The sequence below is a fragment of the Rhodococcus sp. P4_E4 genome (assembly GCF_056401575.1).
Window position 1 is genome coordinate 250,204 of the sequence record NZ_JBFUJB010000019.1, and the last position, 25,015, is coordinate 275,218.

A 25,015-nucleotide genomic window follows, 5' to 3' on the forward strand; every position below is an offset into this window, starting at 1 on the left:
GGTCAGCCGCGCACGTCTTGGATCTCGATCAGAGCGTCCAACTCGGCGTCGACGTCCGGGGCCGCGTGACGACCCGTTCCGACCGCCAGGTTGATCACGGGCCCGATCGCCTCCAGACCTGCCTCGGCGAACATTTCGGCGTGTGACGTGGGCACCGGACGGTCGATGATCACCCCGGACACGAACGGTCGCCACGCCGACGCCGTGCGCAGCGGGTCGAAGGTGTCGGTCTGTGCCGAGAAGAACAGCAGATCGCCCACGAACTTGCCCGGGCGGTACCGGTGGGCAAGCTCCGCGCCTGCGGAGTATTCCTCGAACAGTCGCTCGATCCGATCGCTCGAGACCAAAGGGTGATCGCCGATGGACTCATGCAAGAGCGCTTCGGCGTCCTCCGGTGTCAGATCACGCTCGTCGGCGTCCGGGACCGAGATCCCCAACCCGCCGATCAGTTCGGCGAGAGAAGGCTGCGCGCCCGCCATCGTCGGGTCTTCGAGAACGAAGCTGTCGAGCAGAATCAGGTCGGCGACGCTCTCACCCGCTGCTTGCAACTGCACCGCCGCCGCGTGAGCGATCAATCCCCCGATCGACCACCCCAGCAGGTGATACGGACCGTGCGGCTGAACTCCGCGAATTTCCTCGACGTACCGCGCCGCGAAATCCTCGATCAGCTCCGCCCGGAATTCGGGGTCCGTCAGAATCGGCGACTGCAGGCCGTAGAGCGGCCGGCTGGAATCGACGTACCGATCGAGTGCCCCGTAGCACCAGGCCAATCCGATGGCCGGATGGATGCAGAACAGTGGCTCGGCGCGGCCTTCCGGGCGTAGTGGCAGGACTACTGCAAGTGCGGAGGTATCCGCGTCACTTGTCACAACTGTTGCCTCGAGTTCGAAGAGTCTGCGCGCCAATGCCTCCGGCGTCGGGTCGGAGAATATCCACGCGACGGGGACGGTCATGCTGGTGCGTTCCTTGATGGCAGCGACCAAACGCGTTGCCATGAGCGAGTTTCCGCCGAGTTCGAAGAAGCTCGAATCGGCGTACGTGTCTGCGTCGGCGAGATCGAGTACCTCCGCGAAAGCAGCGCAGATCGCAATCTCGTCGCTGCCTTCCGGACTGCGTCCACTCGGCGACTCCCAGAGGGGCGCAGGCAGAGCTGCGCGATCCAGCTTGCCCGCCGGTGTGGTCGGGACTGCACCGATCGTGACAAAAGCGGACGGGATCATGTGCGCAGGCAGGGATGTGCCTGCGTGGCGTCGTAGTGCGGTGACGTCGACGTCCCCGTGTGCCGGGACGACGTACGCGACGATCCGAGCGTCGACGCCGTCGCCGACGACCACGCTCACAGCCGAATGCACGGACGCCTCCGACGCCAGCACCGCGTCGATTTCACCGAGTTCGATCCGGAACCCTCGGACCTTGACCTGGTGGTCCGCGCGTCCGAGATAGACAAGCGACCGTGCGCGATCTTCACGCACAAGATCTCCGGTGCGGTACATCCGAGAGCCTTCGGGTCCGTGCGGGTCGGCGACGAACCGCGCTGCCGTGAGCGCGGGGTTGCCGAGGTACCCGCGGGCGAGACCGTCGCCGCTGACGTAGAGCTCACCGACGACCTGTCCGGGGACCGAGTGCAGTCGGGAATCGAGAACCATCGCATCCACACCGCGGATCGGACCGCCGATCGTCACAGACTCCCCCGCGACGAGTGAATCGCTGATGGTGACTGCGACGGTGGCCTCGGTCGGGCCGTACGCGTTGAACATTCGGCGCCTCGGCGCCCACCGAGATACGAGGTCGGCGGTGCAGGCGTCGCCACCGACAACGACGGCCTCGAGATGGTCGAGACCGGCGGGATCGACAGTCGCCAGGGCGGCCGGAGTCACGAATGCATGGGTGATCGTCTGCTCGTCGAGCAGTTCGTGCAATTCGACACCGCCGAGAACCGTCGGAGGCGCAATCACCATCGTTGCGCCGGCGCCGAATGCCAGAAGGAGCTCGAGAACCGACGCGTCGAAGCTCGTCGAGGCGAAGCTCAGAGCGCGAGAGTGCGCGGTGACGCCGAAATGTTCCCGCTGTTCGTCGGCAAACGCGGCCAATCCCGCGTGAGTGACCAATACGCCCTTGGGTTTTCCGGTCGAGCCCGAGGTGTAGATCAGGTAGGCCGGGTTGTCGAACTCGAGTGGCGCGTCCGGCAGTGTCTCGGAATGGGCTGCCTCGATTTCGGTGGTGAATTCGACCGCGTCGAGCTCGATCCACGACGTGGCGCCCGGAAGGCCGGCCACATACTCACCCCTGGTGATACCGAGTACCGCCCCACTGTCGGTGAGCATGTGCTCGATCCGCTCGGCGGGGTACGCCGGGTCCACGGGAAGAAACACTCCGCCGGCTTTCGCTACGGCCCAGAGCGCGATCACATAGTCGGCCGACCTCGGAAGCGCGAGTGCCACAATCATTTCCGGCGCAATCCCGCGAGCGATCAACGCAAACGCCATTGCGTCGGAGCGTCGGTCGAGTTCGCCGTACGTGAGCGTGGCGGAAGCCGCGACGTCGACGATTGCCGGAGCATGCGGATCGGCCGCGCCGCGAAGCAGCAACTCCGGCAAGGTCAAGGCATCGCCGGCCGGACGTCCGGGCAACGCACGCAGGCCACGTCCCGCAAGATCCACGTCACCGACGACGGCGGAGGGCTGGGCAGTCAGTGTCTCGATGACCGTTTCCAGCATCACCGCAAACGACTCCGCCGTATCGGTGTCGAAGAGGTCCTTCGCGTAGGTGAGGGAGGCCTCGTAGCCGCCGCCTTCCTCCACGGTCTGTTCGACAACGGTGAACTGCAGGTCGTACTTGGCGATGTCCGGTGTGATCTCGTGGGCACGAACGGCAAGTCCAGGCAGGTCCCACGTCGTCGGGTGGGCGCCGTGGAACGAGATCATCGTCTGGAACACCGGATGACGGTCGGTGGTCCGGGTCGGCGCCACCACGTCCACGACCTGCTCGAACGGAATGTCCGCGTGGGCGAAGGCGTCGAGATCGACGGAGCGGACAGTACGCAGAACGTCGACGAACGTCGACCCGGGATCGACCGTCGTGCGCAGTCCGACCGTGCCCACGAACATTCCCACGAGGTCGTCGAGAACTCGGTGTCCTCGCCCGGCGACCGGAGATCCGATCACGATGTCCGTGCTTCGACTCAGCCTGGACAGCAGCACGGCATAGGCAGCGTGCAACACCATGAACGGCGTCGCCGCATTCGAGCCGGCGACCGCCTCGACCGCGATCCGGGTGTGCGCCGGAAGCGAGACCGCGGTGTGGCCGCCGCTCAACGACTGGGTGAGCGGGCGCGCTCGATCGCTCGGAAGGTCGATCAGCTCAGGTGCTCCCCGCAACGTCTCCCGCCAGTACGACGCCTGTGCCCCGAGCACGCTCTCGGATTCGTTCACAGAGCCCAGCGCTTCCCGCTGCCAGATGGCGAAGTCCGCGTAGTGCACCTCGAGCGGGGTGAACTCGGGAGCGCGTCCCGAACTTCTCGCGACGTAGGCGGTGAGCACGTCCTTCATCAACGGCGCGATCGACCATCCGTCCGCCGCGATGTGGTGGATCACGATGACAAGTGTGTGGTGCTGCGGCGTCGACTCGAGCAGGAGCGCGCGAACGGGAGCTTGGGTCGTGATGTCGAATCCACGCGACGCGAATTCTCTGGCGAGCTCTGCCGGTTCACGGGTGTCCGCATTTGCGTACTCCAGCGAGGTGAATGCATCCTGGATCACCTGGTGTGGGCCGGTGTCGGAGTCGGGGAACACCGTGCGCAGGATTTCGTGCCTTTCGATCACGTCGAGGACCGCAGCTTCGAGGGCTGGGACGTCGAGTGCACCGTCGAGGGAGATCGCGGCAGGGACGTTGTACGCGGGTGAGCCGGGATCCATCTGGTTGAGGAACCAGATGCGGGCCTGCGCGTAGGACAGCGGAACTTGCTCGGGGCGGTCGACGGCGGTGATCGGTGGTAGCGCCTTCGCCCCGGCGGATGTGTCGAGCACGGCGGCAAGTTCCCGAATTTCGGGGTGCTCGAACAGCATTCGGACAGGTACCTGCCTGCCCAACGATTCGCCCAGTCGCTGGGCAAGTCTGGTGGCGAGCAGTGAGTTGCCGCCGAGTTCGAAGAAACTGTCCGACGCACTGATCTGTTCGATACCCAGCAGTTCCGCCACGACGCCGGCAACCTGGAGTTCGGTCGCGGTGGTCAGCGGCTCGACACTCCGCTCGGACGAACGCAGTGTCGGCGCCGGCAGCGCCGATCGGTCGAGTTTCCCGACGGGGGTCAGCGGAACGTGCTCGATCGGGGTGATCGCCGACGGCACCATGAAGGCGGGCAGTGAGCGGCGCGCATGGTTCAGCAGTTCGTCCATCTCGACCGCATCGGCGCCGAGTACTACGTACGACGCCAACATCGTCTCACCGGAAGCTGCGTCGATGCCCACGGTGACCGCGAACTCGACGCCGGGGTAATCGCTGAGGACGGAGTCGATCTCGCCCAGTTCGATGCGGAATCCGCGTACTTTCACCTGGTGATCAGAGCGTCCGACGTATTCGATCGTCTCGAGCGGCGTCCACCGAACCAGGTCACCGGTCCGGTACATGCGGGCGCCGGCCGGGCCGAACGGCGCTGCCACGAATCGCGTCGCCGTCAACGCGGGTTGGTCGAGGTAGCCGCGGGCAAGTCCGAGGCCGGCGATGTAGAGCTCACCGGTGACCCCGACGGGTACCGGCTGAGCCGAGCCGTCGAGAATTACCGCGGACACGCCCCGGACGGGTCCACCGATGGTCACGGTCTCCCCCACCGTCAGGGCATCGCTGATGCACACCATGACCGTGGTTTCCGTCGGCCCGTAACCGTTGAACAACCGGCGACCCGGTGCCCACTTGCGGACCAGTTCGGGTGAACAGGCCTCGCCGCCGACAACGATCGACTGCAAGACGTCCAGCCCGGTGGGATCGACCGAGGCCAGCGCTGCCGGCGTGATGAACGCGTGGCTCACCTGGTGATCGGTGATCAGTTTTGCGAGGTCCTCGCCGCCGTACACATCGGGAGATGCGATCACCATCGTCGCGCCCTCACCGACGGCGAGCAGCAGTTCGAGGATGGATGCGTCGAAGCTCGGTGAGGAGAAGTGCAGCGTCCTCGACTGCGCCGAGATGCCGTAGCGCGCCGTCTGCTCGGCGGCCAATGCGCTCAGGCCACGGTGAGTGACGCTGACACCCTTGGGCTTTCCCGTCGATCCGGAGGTGTAGATGATGTAGGCGAGGTTGTCGATTCGGATCGGCGCGGCAGGAACCGGCTGCCAGACACCGTCGCCGTGGATGTCGTCCATCGTCATCCACGGAACCGGACGGGGCAGTGATTCGATCACCGCTTCCGTTGTCACTCCGCGAGTGGCTCCGGAGTCGGTGAGCATGTGCAAAATGCGATCGGCTGGGTATCGCGGATCGACCGGAACGAACGCGGCGCCGGTCAAGGAAACGCCCCACAACGCGACGATCGAGTCGATCGAACGCGGAATCGCTATCGCCACAATGTCTTCGGCGCCGATACCTTCCATGGTCAAACGGCGGGCAAGCGCCGATGCACGGGAGAAGAGATCTCGGTAGAGCACGGTGGTGTCACCAGATCGAAGGGCCACCGAATCGCCTGAACGGGTGGCGGTCCGCGTCAATATTTCGGCCAAGGTGCGCGAACTGGTCCACGCCGGACCTCGTACCGGCATCAGCGACGCACGCTCGAGGGTGCTGAGGAATTCCATGTCGTCGATCGCGGTGTCCGGGTCTGCGGCGACGGCGCGGGCCACCGACTGCACACGTGCGGCGATCGTTTCCGCGGTGGAAATGTCGAAGAGCGCTTCGGCAAACCTGAGCGACCCGGTGATCTCCGCGTTCTCGGAATCGCCTGCCAGCAGGGTGAACTCGAGGTCGAACTTAGCGACGGACGGTTCGAGCGCTTGCGCCTCGAGATGGGCGTCGTGGACGGTTACCTGCGGCGAGACCACATTCTGGTGGTACGACAGCATGACCTGAAACAGCGGGTGTCGCGTAGTTGACCGGTCGAGATCGAGGGCGTCGACCAGCACCTCGAATGGCAACTCGGAGTGCGCGAAGGCGGCAAGGTCGCGTTCACGGACGACCTCGAGCAGGGAGGTGAACGACGCTCGGTGATCGACCGGTGTGCGAAGCGGTAGCGAATTGACGAACATCCCGATCAGGGAATCCAGTTCGGGTCGGCCGCGGCCTGCCACCGGAGTACCGGCCACCACGTCGTCGGTAGCACCGAGACGCGCCAGAACAACCGTCAAGATCGCGTGTACGACCATGAATTGCGTCGTGCCACTGCGCCTTGCCAAGGCGGCGAGCCGCTCCCCGGTCGCCGCGTCGATGACGATCGGCACCGATCCGACGGCGGTCGTGGTGACAGATCCGCGTGGGCGATCCACCGGTAGCAGTACCTCGTCCGGGGCACCGGCCATGGCAGCGGTCCAGAAGGTCAGCTCGCGGGCAACCAGAGACTCCTGGTCGTCGATCTGCCCGAGCGAGTCTTGCTGCCACACCGCGTAGTCGGCGTACTGCACGTCGAGCGGTGTGAAAACCGGGGCGTCTCCGACGACGCGTGCGGAGTACGCCGCGACGAAATCTGTCGCGAAGGGAGTCAGGGACCAGCCGTCGAAGGCGATGTGATGGATGACGACGACCAGTACGTGAGCGAAAGTGTCCTCGCGCACCAGCATGGCCCGAATCGGCAGATCCGAACCGAGATCGAACCCACGCGCCGCGAACTCCGTCGTCGCGGATTCGATACCTTCGGATCCGCGGTAGCGCTCGACGGAGAACTGCACGTCGGAAATTGCTCGGATGACCTGACTCGGGCCGTCGGCGCTGTCGACGTAGATCGTTCGAAGCACCTCATGGCGTGCAATGACGTCCGCAAGCGCCTCCTCGAGTGCATCGCCGTGGATGTCTCCGGTGATCCGGATCGCGAACGGAATGTTGTAGACCGCGGACTGCGGGTCGAAGCGATTGACGAACCACAGCCGCTGTTGCGCAGCGGAGAGCGGTAGTCGGTCCGGGCGAGCACCGGCGCTCAGGGCAGGTCGATCGTCTGATTCTTCGGCGCTCGCCGCCAGACGTGCAGCGAGCGCTTCGACGGTCGGCGCTTCGAAGATCGAGCGCACGTCCACGGCGAGTCCCGTCGCTGCGCTCAACCGCGCGGACACCTGCGTCGCGACGAGGGAGTTGCCCCCGAGATCGAAGAAACTGTCTCCGGCCCGGACCTCGGGTACGTCGAGCAGTGAAGCGAACACGTCGGCGACGGTGCGTTCGAGCCCGGCCTCGGGTTCACGACCCGTACCGAGGACTTCGCGCGGTATCGGCGTCGGCAATGCTCTCCGATCGAGTTTGCCGACCGGAGTCAACGGAATCGCGTCGATCGGGGTGATCGACGACGGAATCATGTACCGCGGCAGCGTGTCGGCGAGTGCAGCAAAGAGCGACTCGATATCAGCGTCGCCGCTGAGCAACACGTACGACGCCAGATTGGTGCCTGCGGCGGATTCGACGGGAATCGTCGTGGCGAAGTGAACGAGAGGGGAATCCATCAGAGCAGCGTCGATCTCGCCGAGTTCGATGCGGAACCCGCGGATCTTGAGCTGATGATCGCTGCGGCCCACGTAGCGAAGGGTCAGGTCCTTGGTCCAACGGACCAGGTCACCGGTTCGGTACATCCGGGCACCGGGCGTCGAGTACGGATGCGCGACAAAACGATCCGACGTCAGCGCGGGACGAAGGTGGTAACCACGTGCAAGCCCCGGCCCACCGATGTACAGCTCGCCGACGCCGCCGATCGGGACCGGTTGCAGCCGAGCGTCGAGCACCACGGCGTCGATTCCGCGGATGGGACCGCCGATGGTGATCGGATCGCCCGGTGAGAGTGGGTCACTGATGGCAACCATGACAGTGGTTTCGGTCGGACCGTATCCGTTGTGCAGTCTGCGCCCGTTGCCCCAGCTCGAGACCAATTCCGGGGTGCACACGTCGCCGCCGACGACTACGCATTCCAGTGCCGTCACGCCCGCCGGATCGACGGTCGCCAGAGCAGCCGGAGTGATGAAGGCATGAGTGACCTCGCGGCTTCGGAGGAACTCGCTCAACGCCTCCCCTCCGTAGATGTCGGGAGGGGCGATCACCATCGTCGCGCCGGTCGAACCGGCGAGCAGTAGCTCGAGCACGGCGCCGTCGAAGCTCGGTGACGCAAAATGCAGAGTCCGCGACCCGGCGGTGATCCGGTACCGATCCTGTTGTTCGCGAGCGAGATTGGCCAAACCTGCGTGAGTGACGACGGTGCCCTTCGGCACTCCGGTCGAGCCGGAGGTGTAGATGACGTACGCAGCCGACGCCGCAGTGATCGACGCTGTTCTGTCCGCGTCTTCGATGGCAGCGTCGTCGATGGCAGCGTCGGAGTAGGCGGCACATTCTGCAACCGTGTCCGCGTCGCCGAGGTCGATCCAGACTGCGACGTTCCCGCCGGTTGCCGGACCGGCCGCAACCTCGGCGGACCGAATTCCGATCCGCACACCCGAATCCTCGAGCATGTGCGCAACTCGATCTGCGGGATAACGGGGATCGACCGGGACGAAAACGCCGCCGGCTTTGGTGACCGACCAGACTGCGAGCACGGAGTCGACCGATCGGGCGACGGCCAATGCGACCGGTGTCTCGGGGCCGACGCCCAGGTCCATGAGGTACCGAGCGATCCGATTCGATCGACGCTCCAGCTCCCCGTACGAGAGTGAGCGCTCGGAGTCTTCGAGGGCGATCGCGTCGGGATACGTCCTCGCGGTATCCCCGAGGATCTGCGCCAGCGTCGATTCGCCCACCGAAGCCACGCCGCGCCGCGGCAATATCGCGGCACTCTCCCGCGATCCGAGTACACGAAGGTCACCAACCGGTGCAGTCGGTTCCGACACTGCCGATTCCACGAGGGTCACGAAGTTTCGCGCCAACGCTTCGACGGTCGCGTTGTCGAACAGGTCGGTGGAATAGGTGAACGTGGCATCGATTCCAGCTGCGGCCCCGGACTCGTGACGTTCGGTGACGGTGAGCTCGAGGTCGAACTTGGTCAGCCCCGTCTCGACTGCCCGCGCCGTCATCGACACCCCGGCCAGTTCGGCTGTGTGAGCCGTGGTTATCCGAGAGGTGATGGCAGCTTGAAAGACCGGATGGTGCGCAGGCGAGCGGTCCAGTTCGAGCGCGTCCACGACGACGTCGAAAGGCACGTCCGCATTGTCGAAGGCATCCACGTCGACGGCCCTGACCTGCGACAGGTGTGCGGCGAACGTCGCGTCCCGATCGACGACGGTCCGCAAGGCCAGAGTGTTGACGAACATGCCGACGAGCAGATCGAGAGATCTGTCCCCTCGTCCTGCCACCGGTGTTCCGATGACGATGTCGTCCGTGCCGCTGTACCTGGCCAGAAGCAGGGCGAAGCACGCGTGCAGGGCGATGAACGGCGTGGCGTCGTGATCGCCGGCAAGTACAACGAGCTTCTGATGAGTGGAAGCGCCAATTCTGATGTCGACTCCGGCCCCGCGCATGGTCGGGTCGAGTGGGCGCGGACGGTCCGTCGGCAGGTGGAGTTGCTCGGGCGCTCCCGCCAGCTGCTGCTTCCAGAACGCGATCTGTGAGTGGGCAAGCGAATCGGTGGATGCCGCGTCGCCGAGGTGTTCTCGGTGCCAGAGCGTGTAGTCGGCGTACTGCACCGGAAGGGGCGCCCACTGCGGGCTGTTGCCGCCGACGCGGGCGGCGTAAGCGCCGGTGAGATCAGCAGCCAACGGCGCGAGCGACCAGCCGTCGGCCACCATGTGGTGCAGAACTACGACGAGGACTGCCTGCTCGTCATCGCCGTCCTTGCCATCGCCTTCCTCATCGTCGGCGACAGTGATCAGCAGGTAGCGGACCGGGCGTTCGCGGACCAGATCGAAACCCGCCGAGGAGAATTCGAAGATCACACTTTCGAGATTCTCGCGTTCCACTTCGATCGACTCGAGCCCCGCGATACCCTCGCCCAGGCCCAGAACCTTCTGCGTTGCGTTGTCCCCGATTTGAGGAAACACGGTGCGTAGTGACTCGTGACGTGTCACGACGTCCACGATCGCGGCACTCAGTGCGTCGGGATCGACGGCGCCGCGCAACGACACCGCCAACGGAATGTTGTATGCACCTGATTCCGGTGCGACGCGGTTCAGGAACCACAGTCGCTGCTGCGCGGGAGCGAGAGGCAGTACCGTCGGCCGGGCCACGACCTGGATACCGTCGGCGTCCGGGGTCTGGGCGGCACGCTCGATCGTCGCCGCGATCCCGGACACCGTGGGATGGTCGAAGAGCGCACGCAGTGGCATACGAACTCCGGTGGCTTCGGTCAAGCGCGCCACAGCCGTCGTCGCTACCAGCGAGTTTCCGCCCAAATGAAAGAAATTGTCGTCGAGCCCGAGCGGTCCACTACCCAGGATGTCAGCCAGAACCGCAGCTACCTTGCCCTCGGTCGGGGTCGTCGGGGGCCGGAAGACCTTGGTGGAGGCGAGGATCGGCGACGGCAGCGCACGCCGGTCGAGTTTTCCGTTGGTGGTCAACGGAATCGAATCGATGACCATGAAGGCATCGGGAACCATGTAGGTCGGGAGGGCTTCGGCGGCGTGCGCGCGAAGGGCTTCGGCGTCCACGGCGTCCGAAGCGGTCACATAGGTCACGAGAGCGCCGCCGGCCGGCGTCGGAGCCACGACGGTCACGGCGTCGTCGATTCCCGGCGCGCCGAGGATCACGGAGTCGATTTCGCCGAGTTCGATCCGGAATCCGCGGATCTTGACCTGCGCGTCGCCGCGTCCGAGGTATTCGAGTTGTCCAGGCGCAATCCATCGTGCGCGGTCACCGGACCGGTACAACCGTCGTCCGCCGGCATTGAACGGATCGGCAACGAACCGGCCCGCGGTGAGGTCTGGTCGGCCCAGATAGCCACGGGCGAGTTGACCGCCGGCGACATAGATCTCCCCCGCAATCCCCACCGGGACCGGGGAGAGATGCTCGTCGAGCAGGTACACACGAAGTCCGTCGATCGCGTCACCGATCCGGCTGCCGGTAACCGCACTCGCGCTCGCCCGGTCGAGTTCGAGATGGGTGACATGCACCGTCGTCTCGGTTATGCCGTACATGTTGACGAGTGCGGGCCCGGATTCCGTGTGATCGTCGTAGCCCGCGTGATTGTCGTACCAGCGCCCGAGGCGACGAAGATCCAAGGCTTCGCCACCGAAGATCACGTACCGGAGCCGGGTCGCCGAATCGGCCCGAAGGTCGGCTTCGATGTACTGGTAGAAGGCCGAGGGCGTCTGATTGAGCACGGTGACGCCTTCTGCGGCGACGAGCGCGCGGAAGGCATCGGGGTCGCGTGAGACTTCGTGATCGACCAGAACCAGCGTTCCACCGTGGAGCAGCGCGCCCCACAGTTCCCACACCGAGAAGTCGAAGGCGAACGAGTGGAACATCGTCCACACGTCGTTGCCGTCGAATCCGAATTCGACCTGCGTGTTCTCGAACAATCGCACCACGGTGGCGTGAGTAACCGAGACGCCCTTGGGTCGGCCCGTCGACCCCGAGGTGTAGATCACGTATGCCAGATTGTCGGCTCCGTGCCCGCGCGGGCACTCATCGGTTTCCAGACCCTCACCGGAGTACTCGTCGGAGTCGACCCCGACGACCACCACGTCAGAGTTCGGGAAGGCGGAGTTCGGGAAAGTGGAATCGGAGATGACGCACACCGGTTGCGCATCCTCGACCACGTATGCCAAACGCTCGGCGGGGTGCGCACGATCGAGTGGGAGGTATCCGCCGCCGGCCTTCACTACCGCGACAGCGGCAACGATCATGTCCACGGATTTCGGCAGCATGATTCCGACCAACGACTCGGATTGCACGCCATGCTCGACGAGCTTGCGCGCCAACTGATTCGATCGTCGATCGAGTTCGCGGTACGACACGCGCTCGCTACCTGCGACAACGGCGATCGCTTCCGGGGTCGCCCGAATGCGGTCGGAAAGGATGTCGGAGAGCGTTCGGACCGGGGTAATCGGCAGAACGGGCGGCACCAGCGCCTGGCGCGCGTCCGGGCGGAGTAGATCCACTGAGCCGAGCGCCGAGTGCGGAGCACCGACCATCGCGGTCAAGATTCGTAGATAACGGTCGGCGAGGTCCTCGGCTTGCTCCTTCGTGCCGAGCCAATCCAGAACACCGGAGATCGGCTGATCGAAATCGGCATGCTCACCAGTCGGAATCGCCAGGGAGACAAACAGTTCCGGCACGGTGGCCAGATCCGATCCGATAGGCGCACCGACCATGAGCCCCGGAAACCTCGGGTGAGCATCCAGCGGCTCCTCGAAGCAGACCATCGCCCGGAACAACGGGCCCGTCTCCACCCAGCGGCCGTCACCGAGTGCGGCGGTTACTGAAGACAGAAGAATATCTGCGTGTTCGAAAGCTTCGATTGCGACGGTGTCCACCGCACCGACCAGGTCGTTGAGCGTCATGGTGTTCGACACCGTCGAGCGAAGCACCAACTGGTTGGCGAACATCGAGACGAAATCGTCCGGGTTCGAGGCGCCGTACCCGCGGACCGAGACGCCGATCGACACCTCGTCAGCCGAACCGACGCGGCGCAGCAGTCCGGCCATCGCAGACTGGAACAGCACGAACAGACTCGTGTTCATCGTCGTCGCCATCGTCTCGAGGCGGCGGCAGAGGTCTGCCTCGATCTCGAGGGGCGTGGACGTCCGACCGGATCCGGCGACGACCGGCAAACCCAGATCCTCGGCGGGGTTCGACAATGTCGAAGACCAGTACTCGACGTTGCGGGCGTGTTGAACTTCGGCGATCCACTTCCCCGCGGCGTCCGGGTCGATGTCCATCAATCGAGTTCCCGATTCCGCAGCGCAGAACAATTCGAGGAATTCGAGGAAACGTCGGTGGTGACGCGTGATGTCCTCGTTGGTGTAGAGGTCTGGATTCGCGGCGAAGTCGATCTGGATCTCTTCGGCTGCGGAAGTCTGATAGACGTTGACCGAGAGGTCTTCGATCGGCCCGGTCGAGATCACGTTCAGTTCGCCGTGCGCGTCCCCGAGAGTGATTCCCGAGTGGAACAGCATGAGGTTGATCAACGGCCCGTGGAAGCCGCGTCCGTCGGCGATGCTGTGATCACCGGCGTTGAGGTCGCGTCGTAGGTCCTCGTGGCGGTACTTCTGATGACGCAGTGCGCCAGTGAGTTCGATCTTCACCTCGTGCAGCAAGTCTCCCACCGCGAAGTGCGGATCGACACTCGCACGTATCGGGACGACGTTCGACATCATTCCGCCGGACCGGCGAGCAGCTTTTGTCGTCCGCCCCGAGACCGGCAAGCTGAGGACCACGTCGCGGGTCCCGGTGGCCCGGGCGAGGTAAGCCGCCAGTGCACCGATCACCACTGACGACGTAGTCACGTCGTGAGCGACGGCAAGCCTTTCGAGGGAGCTTCGCAGTTCCGTAGGTACCGTCGCCGACCGAAGGCGTGACCACGCCTGCGACGGAGCAGTCGAGGACGCGAGCGAGGTTCCGCCCGGCTTGTCGGCCATCTTGGTGTTCCAGTAGTCGCGATCGCGTTCCCACCGGGAAGAGCCCAGATAGTCGGCCTCTGCCTTCACCAACGATTGGAGGGGGGCAGTTACCGCTGGGGGAACTGGCAGATCCCGCACCGCGGCGGTGTAGATCTCGGCTGTGCGGTTCATCATCGACATCGCGCCGAAACCGTCGAGCGCCACATGATGAATACGGCTGTACCAGTAGTAATGGTCGTCGCGAAGCACCAGGACTGCCAGCCTGACCAGGCGATCGGTGAACGGATCGATGGCAGCAGTGTGCTCTTTGCGCATCCATTCTCGCGCCGCCGATTCCGGATCGGATTCGGCGCGCAGGTCGACCACGTCGAGGGAGTCGTCCATGTCGAGATCGAGCCACTGACGCGCAACCCCGTCCACCTCGACCAGGCGCAGGTATCCGGAGCCGATCTCACGGCCGGTCTGTTTACTGGCAGCGGTCAGCAGCTCGATGTCGAGCGGGCCGTCCACGTCGACGTACTGAGCGATGCTGACGGGAATCTCGGGTCGAAGCTGTTGTGCGACAAGCAGGGAAAGTTGCGCGGCAGAAAGAGGGAAGGTGAGTTCGTCGTCCGGACGAGCTGCGGAAACGATTCCTCGGTCGGGACTGCCATCCACACGAATCTCCCTCTTACAACTTGATCATGATGCAAACAGGTATATGCGTCCGCTGGACGCTTCGAACTGATCGGGGCACTTCGAAATGAGACGAATACATTGGAAAGCTCGGGTGGAAACTGGCAAATCGCCCGCCGGAGATCACATCGTGACAATCAGCTGCGATGTTACCGATCAGTCAGCTTCCAGCAAATATTCATCAAACAACCATTTGGGACTATTGTCCTGAATATCATGGCTAAAACGGCCCTATATAACAAACCGAAGCGCCGGTACCCGACGAACGGGCACCGACGCTCCGGTGAAATGTATTCAGTTGATCGTGCAGCGAGGCTGCTTGTCAGACCGTGAAGCCGAGTGCGCGCAGTTGCTCGCGTCCGTCTTCGGTGATCTTGTCCGGTCCCCACGGCGGCAACCACACCCAGTTGATCTTCATGTCGGTACACAGATCGCTACGCACAAGTGCGCCGCGCGCCTGGTCCTCGATCACGTCGGTCAACGGGCACGCCGCCGACGTCAAAGTCATGTCGATCGTGACGACACCGTCGTCTTCGAAGAGTCCGTAGACCAAGCCGAGATCGACGACGTTGATTCCCAGTTCGGGGTCGACGACGTCGCGCATCGCTTCTTCGAGTTCGTCGAGTCGCTCAGGCGACGGGACAGTGCCACTGCCCTGTGCGCCACCGAATTCCGCAGTGGAATCGGGATTCGGATTCACCGGAGCGCCGACCTCGGCGTCCTGCACTGGTTGTGTCTCGGTCATGATCCCTGTCCTTCAGTAGTGTCGACCAATTCACTGCTGCTGTCCGCCGTCGTCACAGCACTGCCGTCGACAATCTGGACTACAGCATCCTTGAATGCCATCCATCCGAGCAAGGCGCACTTCACGCGTGCCGGGTACTTCGAGACACCGACGAACGCGATGCCGTCGCCGAGAACGTCCTCGTCCCCCTCGACGGTGCCCCGACTGCTCACCATCTCGTTGAACGCCGTCACCGTCTTCAATGCGTCGGTGACCTGCATCCCGATGACGAGGTCGTTCAGCACCGACGTCGACGCCTGGCTGATCGAACAACCCTGCCCGTCGTACGAGACGTCGGAGACCGTTCCGTCCTCGGATATCTGGACGCGCAACGTCACCTCGTCGCCACACGTCGGGTTGACGTGGTGCACCTCGGCGCCGAACGGCTCACGGAGTCCGCGGCCGTGCGGATGTTTGTAGTGATCGAGGATCACTTCCTGATACATCTGCTCCATGCGCATGATTCAGTTCAACTCCCCTGCGACACCGAAAAATTCCTGCGCACGCTTGATCGCTGCAACGAGAACATCGATTTCCGCGGTGGTGTTGTAGAGCGCAAACGACGCACGGGCCGTCGCAGCGACACCGAACTTACGATGCAGCGGCCACGCGCAATGGTGTCCGACGCGGATCGCGACGCCCTCGTCGTCGAGGATCTGTCCGAGGTCGTGGGCGTGAATACCGTCCACGACAAAGGAAATCGCTCCGCCGCGGTTCTCGGACGTCTGTGGTCCGATGATGCGCAGACCTTCGATCGCCGACAACTTTTCGAGAGCAGCCTCCACCAACACGTGCTCGTGCGCAGCGACGGCGTCCATCCCGAAGGTGTTCAGGTAATCCACGGCAGCGCCCAGTCCGACCACCTGTGAGGTCATCGGTACGCCGGCTTCGAAACGCTGAGGCGGCGGCGCGTAGGTGCTGACCTCCATGGTGACCGTCTCGATCATCGACCCGCCGGTGATGAACGGAGGCATCGCTGCCAGCAGTTCACGACGGCCGTAGAGAACTCCGACCCCCGAAGGGCCGAGCATCTTGTGGCCCGAGAACGCCGCGTAGTCCACTCCCAGTTCGTGGAAGTCGACGGCCATGTGAGGCACCGACTGGCACGCGTCGAGCACGACGAGTGCACCGACGGCGCGTGCTCGTCGCACCAATTCCTCGACGGGCGCGATCGCGCCGGTCACGTTGGACTGGTGGGTGAACGAAACGACCTTCACCGCGTCTGTCAGCTCCAGCGAATCGAGATCGATCCGGCCGTCGTCGGTGACGCCGTACCACTTGAGCGTCGCACCGGTTCGGCGCGCAAGTTCCTGCCAGGGAACGAGGTTGGCGTGGTGTTCGAGTTCGGTGATGACGATTTCGTCGCCAGGACCGACATGGAGGTCGAAGCGATCGTCACCGAGAACGTAGGTCACCAGATTGAGAGCCTCGGTGGCGTTCTTGGTGAACACCAACTCGTCCGAATCCGCGCCCACGAAAGAAGCGATGGTGGCGCGAGCATTCTCGTACGCGTCCGTCGCCTCTTCTGCGAGCTGATGAGCACCCCGGTGTACTGCCGCGTTACACGTGGTCAGGAAGTCCCGTTCGGCATCGAGAACCTGGACCGGACGCTGCGAGGTAGCGCCGGAATCCAAGTACACCAAAGGTTTTCCGTCGCGCACGGTTCGCGCCAGGATCGGGAAGTCGGCCCGAACCGCTGTGACGTCGAGCTCGCGCACCGAGGTGGTCATCGTGATTACGCTCCCTGGGTAGCTGCGGTGTCCGCGGTGAAACGAACGTAGCCGTTGGTCTCGAGCTCGTCGGCCAGCTCCGGTCCACCGGACTCGACGATGCGGCCACCGACGAACACGTGAACGAAGTCGGGGTTGATGTAGCGCAGAATGCGCGTGTAGTGCGTGATCAGCAGAACGCCGCCGTTCTCGCGCTCCTTGTAGCGGTTGACGCCTTCGGAGACGGTGCGCAGAGCGTCGACGTCGAGGCCGGAGTCGGTCTCGTCGAGGATCGCGATCTTCGGCTTGAGCATGCCCAACTGCAGGATCTCGTGGCGCTTCTTCTCGCCACCGGAGAAGCCTTCGTTGACCGAGCGCTCGATGAACGAGGGATCGATCTCGAGCTCGCTGAGGGCTTCCTTGACTTCCTTGACCCAGTGGCGCAGCTTGGGAGCCTCGCCTCGCACGGCCGTAGCGGCGGTGCGCAGGAAGTTGGACATGGAAACGCCGGGAACCTCGACGGGGTACTGCATCGCCAGGAAGAGCCCGGCACGTGCACGCTCGTCGACGCTCATTGCTAGGACGTCTTCACCGTTGAGGGTGATGGAGCCGGACGTGACCTGGTACTTGGGGTGACCGGCGATGGCGTACGACAGAGTCGACTTGCCGGAGCCGTTGGGGCCCATGATCGCGTGGGTCTCGCCGGAGCGGACCGTCAGGTCGACGCCCTTGAGGATCTGGATGGGCTCGGCGTTGGCATCGGAGTTGGCGACCTCGACGTGCAGGTCACGAACCTCGAGGACCGAGGTGGTGGTGTTGTCACTGGTAGACATGAAATTCCTTCAAGATGAGGCGGGCGAGCGTAGCGACGGGGTGGTGTCGCAGGCGGGGCGGTCAGGAGCCGACGGCTGCGAGTTCGGCTTCGACTGCGGCTTCGAGGCGATCGCGCACCTCGGGAACAGCGATCTTGTTGATGATTTCGTGGAAGAACCCACGTACGACCAGACGACGAGCCTGATCCTCCGGGATACCACGAGCACGCAGGTAGAACAGCTGCTCGTCGTCGAAACGTCCCGTTGCACTTGCGTGGCCGGCACCGACGATCTCACCGGTCTCGATTTCGAGGTTCGGAACCGAGTCGGCGCGGGCGCCGTCGGTCAGCACCAGGTTGCGGTTGAGCTCGAACGTGTCGGTGCCCTCCGCTGCGGCGCGGATGAGAACGTCGCCGATCCACACGGTGTGCGCGTCGGGCTTGCCGGATCCGGGATCGCCCTGAAGCGCACCCTTGTAGACCACGTTGGACTTGCAGTTGGGCTGCGAATGATCCACCAGCAGACGCTGTTCCAGATGCTGGCCGGCGTCGGCGAAGTACAGGCCGAGCAGTTCGGCGTCGCCGCCCGGTCCGTCGTACTTGACGGTGGCGGACAGGCGAACCAGGTCGCCGCCCAGGCTGATCGAGGTGTATCGAAGCACTGCGTCGCGGTTCAGGCGAGCGTGGTGTGACGTCACGTGAACTGCGTCGTCCGCCCAGTCCTGGATGGCCACCACGGTCAGCTGCGAGCTGTCACCGAGAACGAATTCGATGTTCTCCGCGAAGGTTCCGCTGCCGCGCTGGTCGATCACGAACGTCGCCTTGGCGAACTGTGCCAGGTGGATCTGGGTGTGTCCGTAGGCGACGTTGTCGACTCCGGGGCCGGTCATGGTGACCACGACTGGCTTCTCGACCTCGACCTCGGCGCCCACCGAGATGACCGTTGCAGTCTCGAAGCTCGAATACGCCTGCGCTGCAATGCGATCAGCGGGAACGCCGGCTTTGCCCAGACGCGCGTCGTCACGGCCGACGGTCTCGACGGTGATGTCGCTTCCCCCGTCGACCTCGACGGTGACCTGTCCGTTGGCGACGGCGCTGCCGTCATGCAGTCCCCGGAGACGACGCAGCGGGGTGAACCGCCAGATCTCGTCACGTCCGCCGGGAACCTCGAATGCATTGACGTCGAACGAGGAGAACTGCTCGCCCTTGTTCGTGATAGGTGAGCCTGTGGCTGCACCCTTTACAGGAGCGGTCGGGTTCTCCCCGGCAACAGCTCCGATGACTCCGGTCTCTGGCGTGGTCACTAACCCACAGCCCCTTCCATCTGAAGTTCGATAAGGCGGTTGAGCTCGAGCGCGTACTCCATCGGGAGTTCCTTCGCGATGGGCTCGACGAATCCACGCACGATGGTGGCCATCGCCTCGTCCTCGGTCAGTCCGCGGCTCATCAGGTAGAAGAGCTGATCGTCACTGACCTTGGAGACGGTGGCCTCGTGACCCATGGTGACGTCGTCCTCGCGGATGTCGACGTACGGGTAGGTGTCGCTTCGGCTGATCTGGTCGACCAGCAGAGCGTCACACTTGACGGTCGACTTGGAGCCGTGGGCACCCTTGTTGACCTGCACCAGACCGCGGTACGACGCACGTCCACCACCACGGGCGACAGACTTGCTGATGATGGTCGAGGACGTGTGCGGCGCGAGGTGGAGCATCTTGGCGCCGGTGTCCTGGTGCTGGCCCTCGCCGGAGAACGCAACGGAGAGAACCTCACCGCGGGCGTACTCGCCCATCAGCCACACGGCCGGGTACTTCATGGTGACCTTGGAGCCGATGTTGCCGTCGACCCACTCCATGGATCCGCCTGCCTCGACCTTGGTGCGCTTGGTCACCAGGTTGTAGACGTTGTTGGACCAGTTCTGGATGGTCGTGTAGCGGCAGTGGCCGCCCTTCTTCACGATGATCTCGACGACGGCCGAGTGCAGTGAATCGGACTTGTAGATCGGCGCGGTGCAACCCTCGACGTAGTGCACGGAGGCATCTTCGTCGACGATGATCAGGGTGCGCTCGAACTGACCCATGTTCTCGGTGTTGATGCGGAAGTACGCCTGCAACGGGATGTCCACGTGGACTCCCGGCGGAACGTAGATGAACGAGCCACCGGACCACACGGCGGTGTTCAGCGCGGAGAACTTGTTGTCGCCGGCCGGGATGACCGATCCGAAGTACTCCTTGAACAGCTCCGGGTGCTGCTTGAGACCGGTGTCCGTGTCGAGGAAGATGACGCCCTGCTCCTCGAGGTCCTCACGGATCGAGTGGTAGACGACCTCGGACTCGTACTGAGCTGCGACGCCGGCAACGAGGCGCTGCTTCTCCGCCTCGGGGATGCCGAGCTTGTCGTACGTGTTCTTGATGTCCTCGGGCAGATCTTCCCACGACTCGGCCTGCTTCTCGCTGGACCGGACGAAGTACTTGATGTTGTCGAAGTGAATACCTTCGAGGTCGCTGCCCCAGTTCGGCATCGGCTTCTTGTCGAAGGTGCGCAGCGCCTTGAGGCGGATGTCGAGCATCCACTCGGGCTCGCTCTTCTTGGCGGAGATGTCCCGCACGACAGCCTCGGACAACCCGCGCTGCGCGCTGGCTCCGGCTTCGTCGGAATCGGACCAGCCGTAGCCGTAATGACCGAGGGACGCGATGGTCTCTTCCTGCGTGAGCGGCTCGGTGCCTGCTGCCGCAGTGGTAGTCGCCTGGTCTGATGTGACGGTCATGCGAGCTCCTTCCGGAGTCTTGTTTCTTGACGGCTGCTCGGGTTCAGCGAGGGCTGGTCGCTGTGGTCGAGCAGTTCTGACTTTGAAGAACTAGCTGAAAAATCTCTATTCGAACGCTGCACGGTGGCAACGCTCGGTAGAACACTGTGGTCCGGTCATCTACTCCCGGTGGACACGAGGGGCACGTGCGTCGTGCAGGCGCAGTCACCGTTGGCGATGGTCGCCAGACGCTGGACATGAGTCCCGAGCAATTGCCGGAATGCTTGCTGCTCTGCCTCGCACAGTTCCGGAAACTCTTCTGCCACATGGGAAACCGGGCAATGGTGTTGGCAGATCTGCACGCCGTTGCCGACCGGCCGGGTCGACGCTGCGAACCCCACCGCGTTGAAGGCTTCGGCGATTGCGTCCGCTGTCGCCTCGACGTTGTCGACATCTGTCGGATCAGCCGGTTCGACGTCTCCGACGATCGCCTGGACCCGACGCTTGGCGAACTCCTCGATTGCCGCGTCTCCGCCGATTTCACGGAGTTGCCGCATCGCGGCTCCCGCCAGATCGTCGTAGGTGTGGCCGAGGCGGCCGCGACCGGTCGCGGTGATCTGGAACTGCTTGGCGGGACGACCTCGTCCGCGCTGACGCAGCGACGACGCCGAAGCGGTACGGGCTTCGCCCGACTCGATCAACGCATCCAAGTGACGTCGGACACCTGCGGCACTCAAACCGAGGCGTGTGCCGATTTCGGAGGCGGTAATGGGGCCTTCTTCGAGTAGCAGCTTGACCACTGCCGCCCGCGTCTGACCTTCGACGCTCACCGTAACCGGATTTGCGGCAGCACTCGGCGAGGCCGCTACAGTGGGCTGACCTGCAACTTCCTTGCTTCGTGGGTCTGACGCATTTCTTTTCACAACACAAGTGTGACGGAATTCTTTTCGCAGGTCTACTAAGGGCAACCTGCATTACATTCGGGAATATCCGGACAACGTACGTTGTTTGTGCTTGTCTGTCCGGCTGGATGGAGCCGCTACGCTGCCTGGTGTGCCGCAGACCCCCGAGAAGACGACGACCGCGCGATCGGCGCGCGCGATCCTGCTGGAAAAACCCAAGGCACTCGCGCTTTCCACAATCGGCGTTCGACCTTTCGGATCCGCTCCCCGGCAGAGTATGGCCGCAGTGCTGCACGGCGACGAGGACGAGCGCCCGGGCCTGAACGCGAAGGAAACCGCACAACTGCGAGGGATCCGCCGATTCGGCGCGACCGGCGCGGTCTTGATGGCAGTCGGAGCGCTCGGCGCCGGCGCACAACCCGTCCTGCAGAATCCGACCGCAGGACTTCGAGTCCTCAGCCTTCCCGGACGTATGCCGACGGTCTCACTCACCATGACGATGACCGGAACCGTGCTCGTCGTTCTCGCCTGGCTGATGATGGGCCGATTTGCAGTCGGGGACATACGCAGCCGTTCCGGCGCACCGCGGCGCATGACCCGTTCCCAGTTGGACCGCACACTCCTGCTGTGGATCCTGCCGCTCTCGGTCGCACCGCCGATGTTCAGCCGCGACGTCTACTCGTATCTGGCACAAAGCGAAATCGCGGCCCGTGGACTCGATCCGTACGCCATCGGTCCCAAGGCGGCACTGGGTGTCGACCACGTTCTCACCCGCACGGTTCCGACGATCTGGCGCGACACCCCGGCTCCGTACGGTCCGTTCTTCCTGTGGCTGGGACGCGGGATCAGCTCACTGACCGGCGACAACATCGTGGCCGGAATCTTCTTGCACCGCTTGCTCGCATTGGCCGGCGTCGCGCTCATCGTGTGGGCGATACCTCGACTGGCCAAGCGATGCGGTGTCTCTGCTGTCAGTTCGCTCTGGCTCGGTGCCGCGAACCCTCTGCTGCTCTTCCACTTGGTGGCCGGCATCCACAACGAAGCGCTCATGCTCGGGTTGATGCTCGCCGGAATCGAGATCGCCCTCCGCGCAGTCGAAGGGTCCGGGCCCATCCGTGGGCAAGCGCTGTTCTATCTCGTTGCGGGATCAGGTTTGATCGCGTTGTCGTCGACCGTCAAGATTCCGTCCTTGCTTGCGCTGGGATTTGTCGGCATGGCCTTGGCTCGGCGTTGGGGTGGAACCTGGAAAGCCCTGGCGGGAGCCGCGATTCTCCTGGGCGTCGTTGCCGCTGTCGTCACGTTTGTCATCAGCGTGGCCAGTGGGCTCGGTATGGGTTGGATCAACACCCTCGACACCGCCACCGCAGTCCGGAGTTGGATGTCCATCCCGACGCTCCTGGGCGTCGGCACGGGATTGGCCGGTGTACTGCTCGGACTCGGCGATCACACGACGGCGATCCTCACGATCACGCGGCCCATCGCAACTCTCGTCGCCATGCTCGTCACCGCACGGATGATGATCTCGGTGTACATGGGCCGCATACACCCGGTCGGTGGACTCGGCATCGCGCTCGGAGCGATCGTTCTCCTGTTCCCCGTCGTTCAGCCGTGGTATCTGCTGTGGGCGATCCTTCCGCTGGCCGCGTGGGCAACCGCACCGATTTTCCGCATCCCTGCCGTCGTCTTCACCTCGATCGTCAGCGTCATGTTGATGTCCAACGGCGCCGAATACCTTCCGTTCATGATCGTGCAGGCCGTCATTGCGACCATCCTCACCGCCGGAACGCTCATCGTCTTCACCCGCAATTCACTCCCCTGGCGTAGCGACAAGCCAGTAGCGGAGATCACGAAAGGCGGACCGGTAGACGAAGACAACTCGGCGGGGGCTTACGCTGATTCCCCGTGACCTCGAGAGCCTCCAGATCGTCGACGCCGACGGTACAGATCCAGGGTGTCGTCAAGTCCTTCGACGGTGTTCGAGCCGTCGACGGTATCGATCTCACTGTCGAGACGGCCCAGGTCGTTGCCCTGCTCGGCCCCAACGGAGCCGGTAAGACAACCACCGTCGAGATGTGCGAAGGGTTTGTCACCCCCGATGCCGGCACGGTTCGAGTGCTCGGTCTCGACCCCATCGCCGACTCCGGTGAAGTCCGCTCACGAATCGGCGTCATGTTGCAGGGCGGCGGCGCGTACCCCGGGTCCAAGGCCGGGGAAATGCTCGACCTCGTGGCCGCATACTCGGCCGACCCGCTCGATCCCGCCTGGCTCCTTTCCAAACTCGGCCTCACCGATGCGCGCAAGACCCCGTACCGCCGTCTCTCCGGAGGCCAGCAGCAACGACTGTCCCTGGCGTGCGCGCTGGTCGGCCGTCCCGAATTGGTATTTCTGGACGAACCCACCGCTGGGCTCGACGCTCAGGCGCGCCTGCTGGTGTGGGAACTCATCGACGCTCTGCGACGCGACGGCGTGAGCGTCCTGCTCACCACACACCTCATGGACGAGGCCGAAGCACTCGCCGACGAACTGGTCATCATCGACCACGGCAAGATCGTCGCGTCGGGAACGCCGGCCGAGGTCACCAGCAAGGGCGCCGAAGGACAACTCCGTCTGACGACGGTTCCCGGTTTGAGCCTCGATTCGCTGGCCGGTTCACTCGCCGGGTTCCGCATCGAGGAATCCAACCCAGGCACCTACGTCGTCGAAGGTGCAATCGATCCGGCAACCGTGGCAACAGTTGCGACGTGGTGTGCCGATCAGGACGTGCTGATCAACGACATTCGCGTCGATCAACGGAGTCTGGAAGACGTCTTCCTCGAATTGACGGGCCGGGAACTGAGGGGATGACGGAGATCAAGGTCATGAACGAAACAGCGTCGAACGGCCAGAGCAGTCCCATCAGCGTTGCCAGAGACCGACGGCTCGCCGAGAACCGCTTCGAGCCAGGCACCTTCTCGCCGGATCCCCGCCCCAATTCGGCGGCCAAGATGCTGGCGGCGCAGACCAAACTGGAGCTGACTCTTCTGCTCCGCAACGGTGAGCAATTGCTGCTCACCATGTTCATCCCGATCACCCTGCTCATCGGACTGTGTCTACTTCCGATCGGCGATTTGGGCGATTCTCGGGTCGATACCGTGCTCCCTGGTGTCATGATGGTTGCCGTGATGTCGACGGCGTTCACCGGACAGGCCATCGCCGTCGGATTCGATCGCCGATACGGCGCGCTCAAACGACTCGGTGCAACGCCTCTACCGCGGTGGGGAATCATCGCAGGCAAGAGCGCTGCCGTCATCATCGTCGTGGCACTGCAGTCGCTGTTGCTCGGCGCTATCGGTTTGGCGTTGGGGTGGCGTCCGTCGTTCGTCGAACTTGTACTCGGCGCAGTGGTCATTGCCATCGGTACTGTCACATTTGCCGCGCTCGGACTGCTGCTCGGCGGCACGTTGCGCGCAGAGATCGTTCTCGCTCTCGCCAACGTCCTGTGGTTCATCATGGTGGGCATCGGCAGTGTCGTCTTCGCCAGCGGCGAACTTCCGACCGCTGTTCACACGCTGGTGCGCATTGTTCCCTCCGGCGCTCTCGCACATGCACTCGAAGCGGCCCTCGACACCTCGATGGACTGGTTCTCGATTCTCGTACTTCTCGTCTGGGCCGCAGTGGCCGGAGTCTGCGCAGCAAGGTGGTTCAAGTTCACGTGAGTACACGACGGACAGCTCAGATCGTCGGCTGTGTG

The 25,015-nt window shown here is 63.9% G+C and carries 11 protein-coding genes; 3 read left to right on the top strand and 8 right to left on the bottom strand.

Features of this window, described 5'->3' with window-relative positions; genetic code table 11:
* Nucleotides 1-2 precede the first annotated feature (2 nt).
* The 8 genes from AC1DVN_RS21400 to AC1DVN_RS21435 form a co-directional block, all read right to left on the bottom strand.
* Nucleotides 3-14,318 (bottom strand): amino acid adenylation domain-containing protein, encoded by a 14,316-nt coding sequence (locus AC1DVN_RS21400; protein ID WP_477994202.1) that lies wholly within the window; start codon nt 14,316-14,318, stop codon nt 3-5.
* 340 nt (nt 14,319-14,658) lie between these two features.
* Entirely contained in the window at nt 14,659-15,081 is a 423-nt protein-coding gene (locus AC1DVN_RS21405; protein WP_003944963.1) for a metal-sulfur cluster assembly factor, read from the bottom strand.
* The gene (sufU, locus tag AC1DVN_RS21410) at nt 15,078-15,581 is read right to left on the bottom strand and encodes a Fe-S cluster assembly sulfur transfer protein SufU (RefSeq protein ID WP_003944894.1); all 504 of its coding nucleotides are present in this window, start codon (nt 15,579-15,581) and stop codon (nt 15,078-15,080) included. The genes AC1DVN_RS21405 and sufU overlap by 4 nt, the downstream gene beginning before the upstream one ends.
* 3 nt (nt 15,582-15,584) lie before the next feature.
* Nucleotides 15,585-16,850, bottom strand: coding sequence for a cysteine desulfurase (locus AC1DVN_RS21415; protein WP_477994203.1), 1,266 nt, complete (start codon nt 16,848-16,850; stop codon nt 15,585-15,587).
* Between the two features lie 5 nt (nt 16,851-16,855).
* Nucleotides 16,856-17,662, bottom strand: coding sequence for a Fe-S cluster assembly ATPase SufC (sufC, locus tag AC1DVN_RS21420; protein ID WP_003944795.1), 807 nt, complete (start codon nt 17,660-17,662; stop codon nt 16,856-16,858).
* 61 nt (nt 17,663-17,723) lie between these two features.
* Entirely contained in the window at nt 17,724-18,944 is a 1,221-nt protein-coding gene (gene sufD, locus AC1DVN_RS21425; protein ID WP_020907733.1) for a Fe-S cluster assembly protein SufD, read from the bottom strand.
* Nucleotides 18,944-20,404, bottom strand: coding sequence for a Fe-S cluster assembly protein SufB (sufB, locus tag AC1DVN_RS21430; protein WP_003944799.1), 1,461 nt, complete (start codon nt 20,402-20,404; stop codon nt 18,944-18,946). Before sufB ends, sufD begins: the two co-directional genes overlap by 1 nt.
* 155 nt (nt 20,405-20,559) lie before the next feature.
* A complete protein-coding gene (locus AC1DVN_RS21435) occupies nt 20,560-21,306 on the bottom strand; it encodes a helix-turn-helix transcriptional regulator (RefSeq protein WP_269455348.1) in 747 nt (248 codons plus the stop codon).
* Nucleotides 21,307-21,436: 130 nt separating this feature from the next.
* On the opposite strand from AC1DVN_RS21435, the gene mptB reads away from it, so the two are divergent.
* Genes mptB through AC1DVN_RS21450 form a run of 3 tightly spaced genes read left to right on the top strand, consistent with a single transcriptional unit; the run spans nt 21,437 to nt 24,980 of the window.
* Nucleotides 21,437-23,191, top strand: a complete 1,755-nt coding sequence (gene mptB / locus AC1DVN_RS21440) for a polyprenol phosphomannose-dependent alpha 1,6 mannosyltransferase MptB (protein WP_082148452.1) — start codon at nt 21,437-21,439, stop codon at nt 23,189-23,191.
* Nucleotides 23,188-24,129, top strand: a complete 942-nt coding sequence (locus tag AC1DVN_RS21445) for an ABC transporter ATP-binding protein (protein ID WP_205907919.1) — start codon at nt 23,188-23,190, stop codon at nt 24,127-24,129. Before mptB ends, AC1DVN_RS21445 begins: the two co-directional genes overlap by 4 nt.
* Nucleotides 24,130-24,143: 14 nt before the next feature.
* Nucleotides 24,144-24,980 carry an ABC transporter permease gene (locus tag AC1DVN_RS21450; RefSeq protein WP_370333988.1) on the top strand — a complete coding sequence of 279 codons (837 nt, stop codon included), beginning with the start codon at nt 24,144-24,146 and terminating at the stop codon, nt 24,978-24,980.
* Nucleotides 24,981-25,015: the final 35 nt, after the last annotated feature.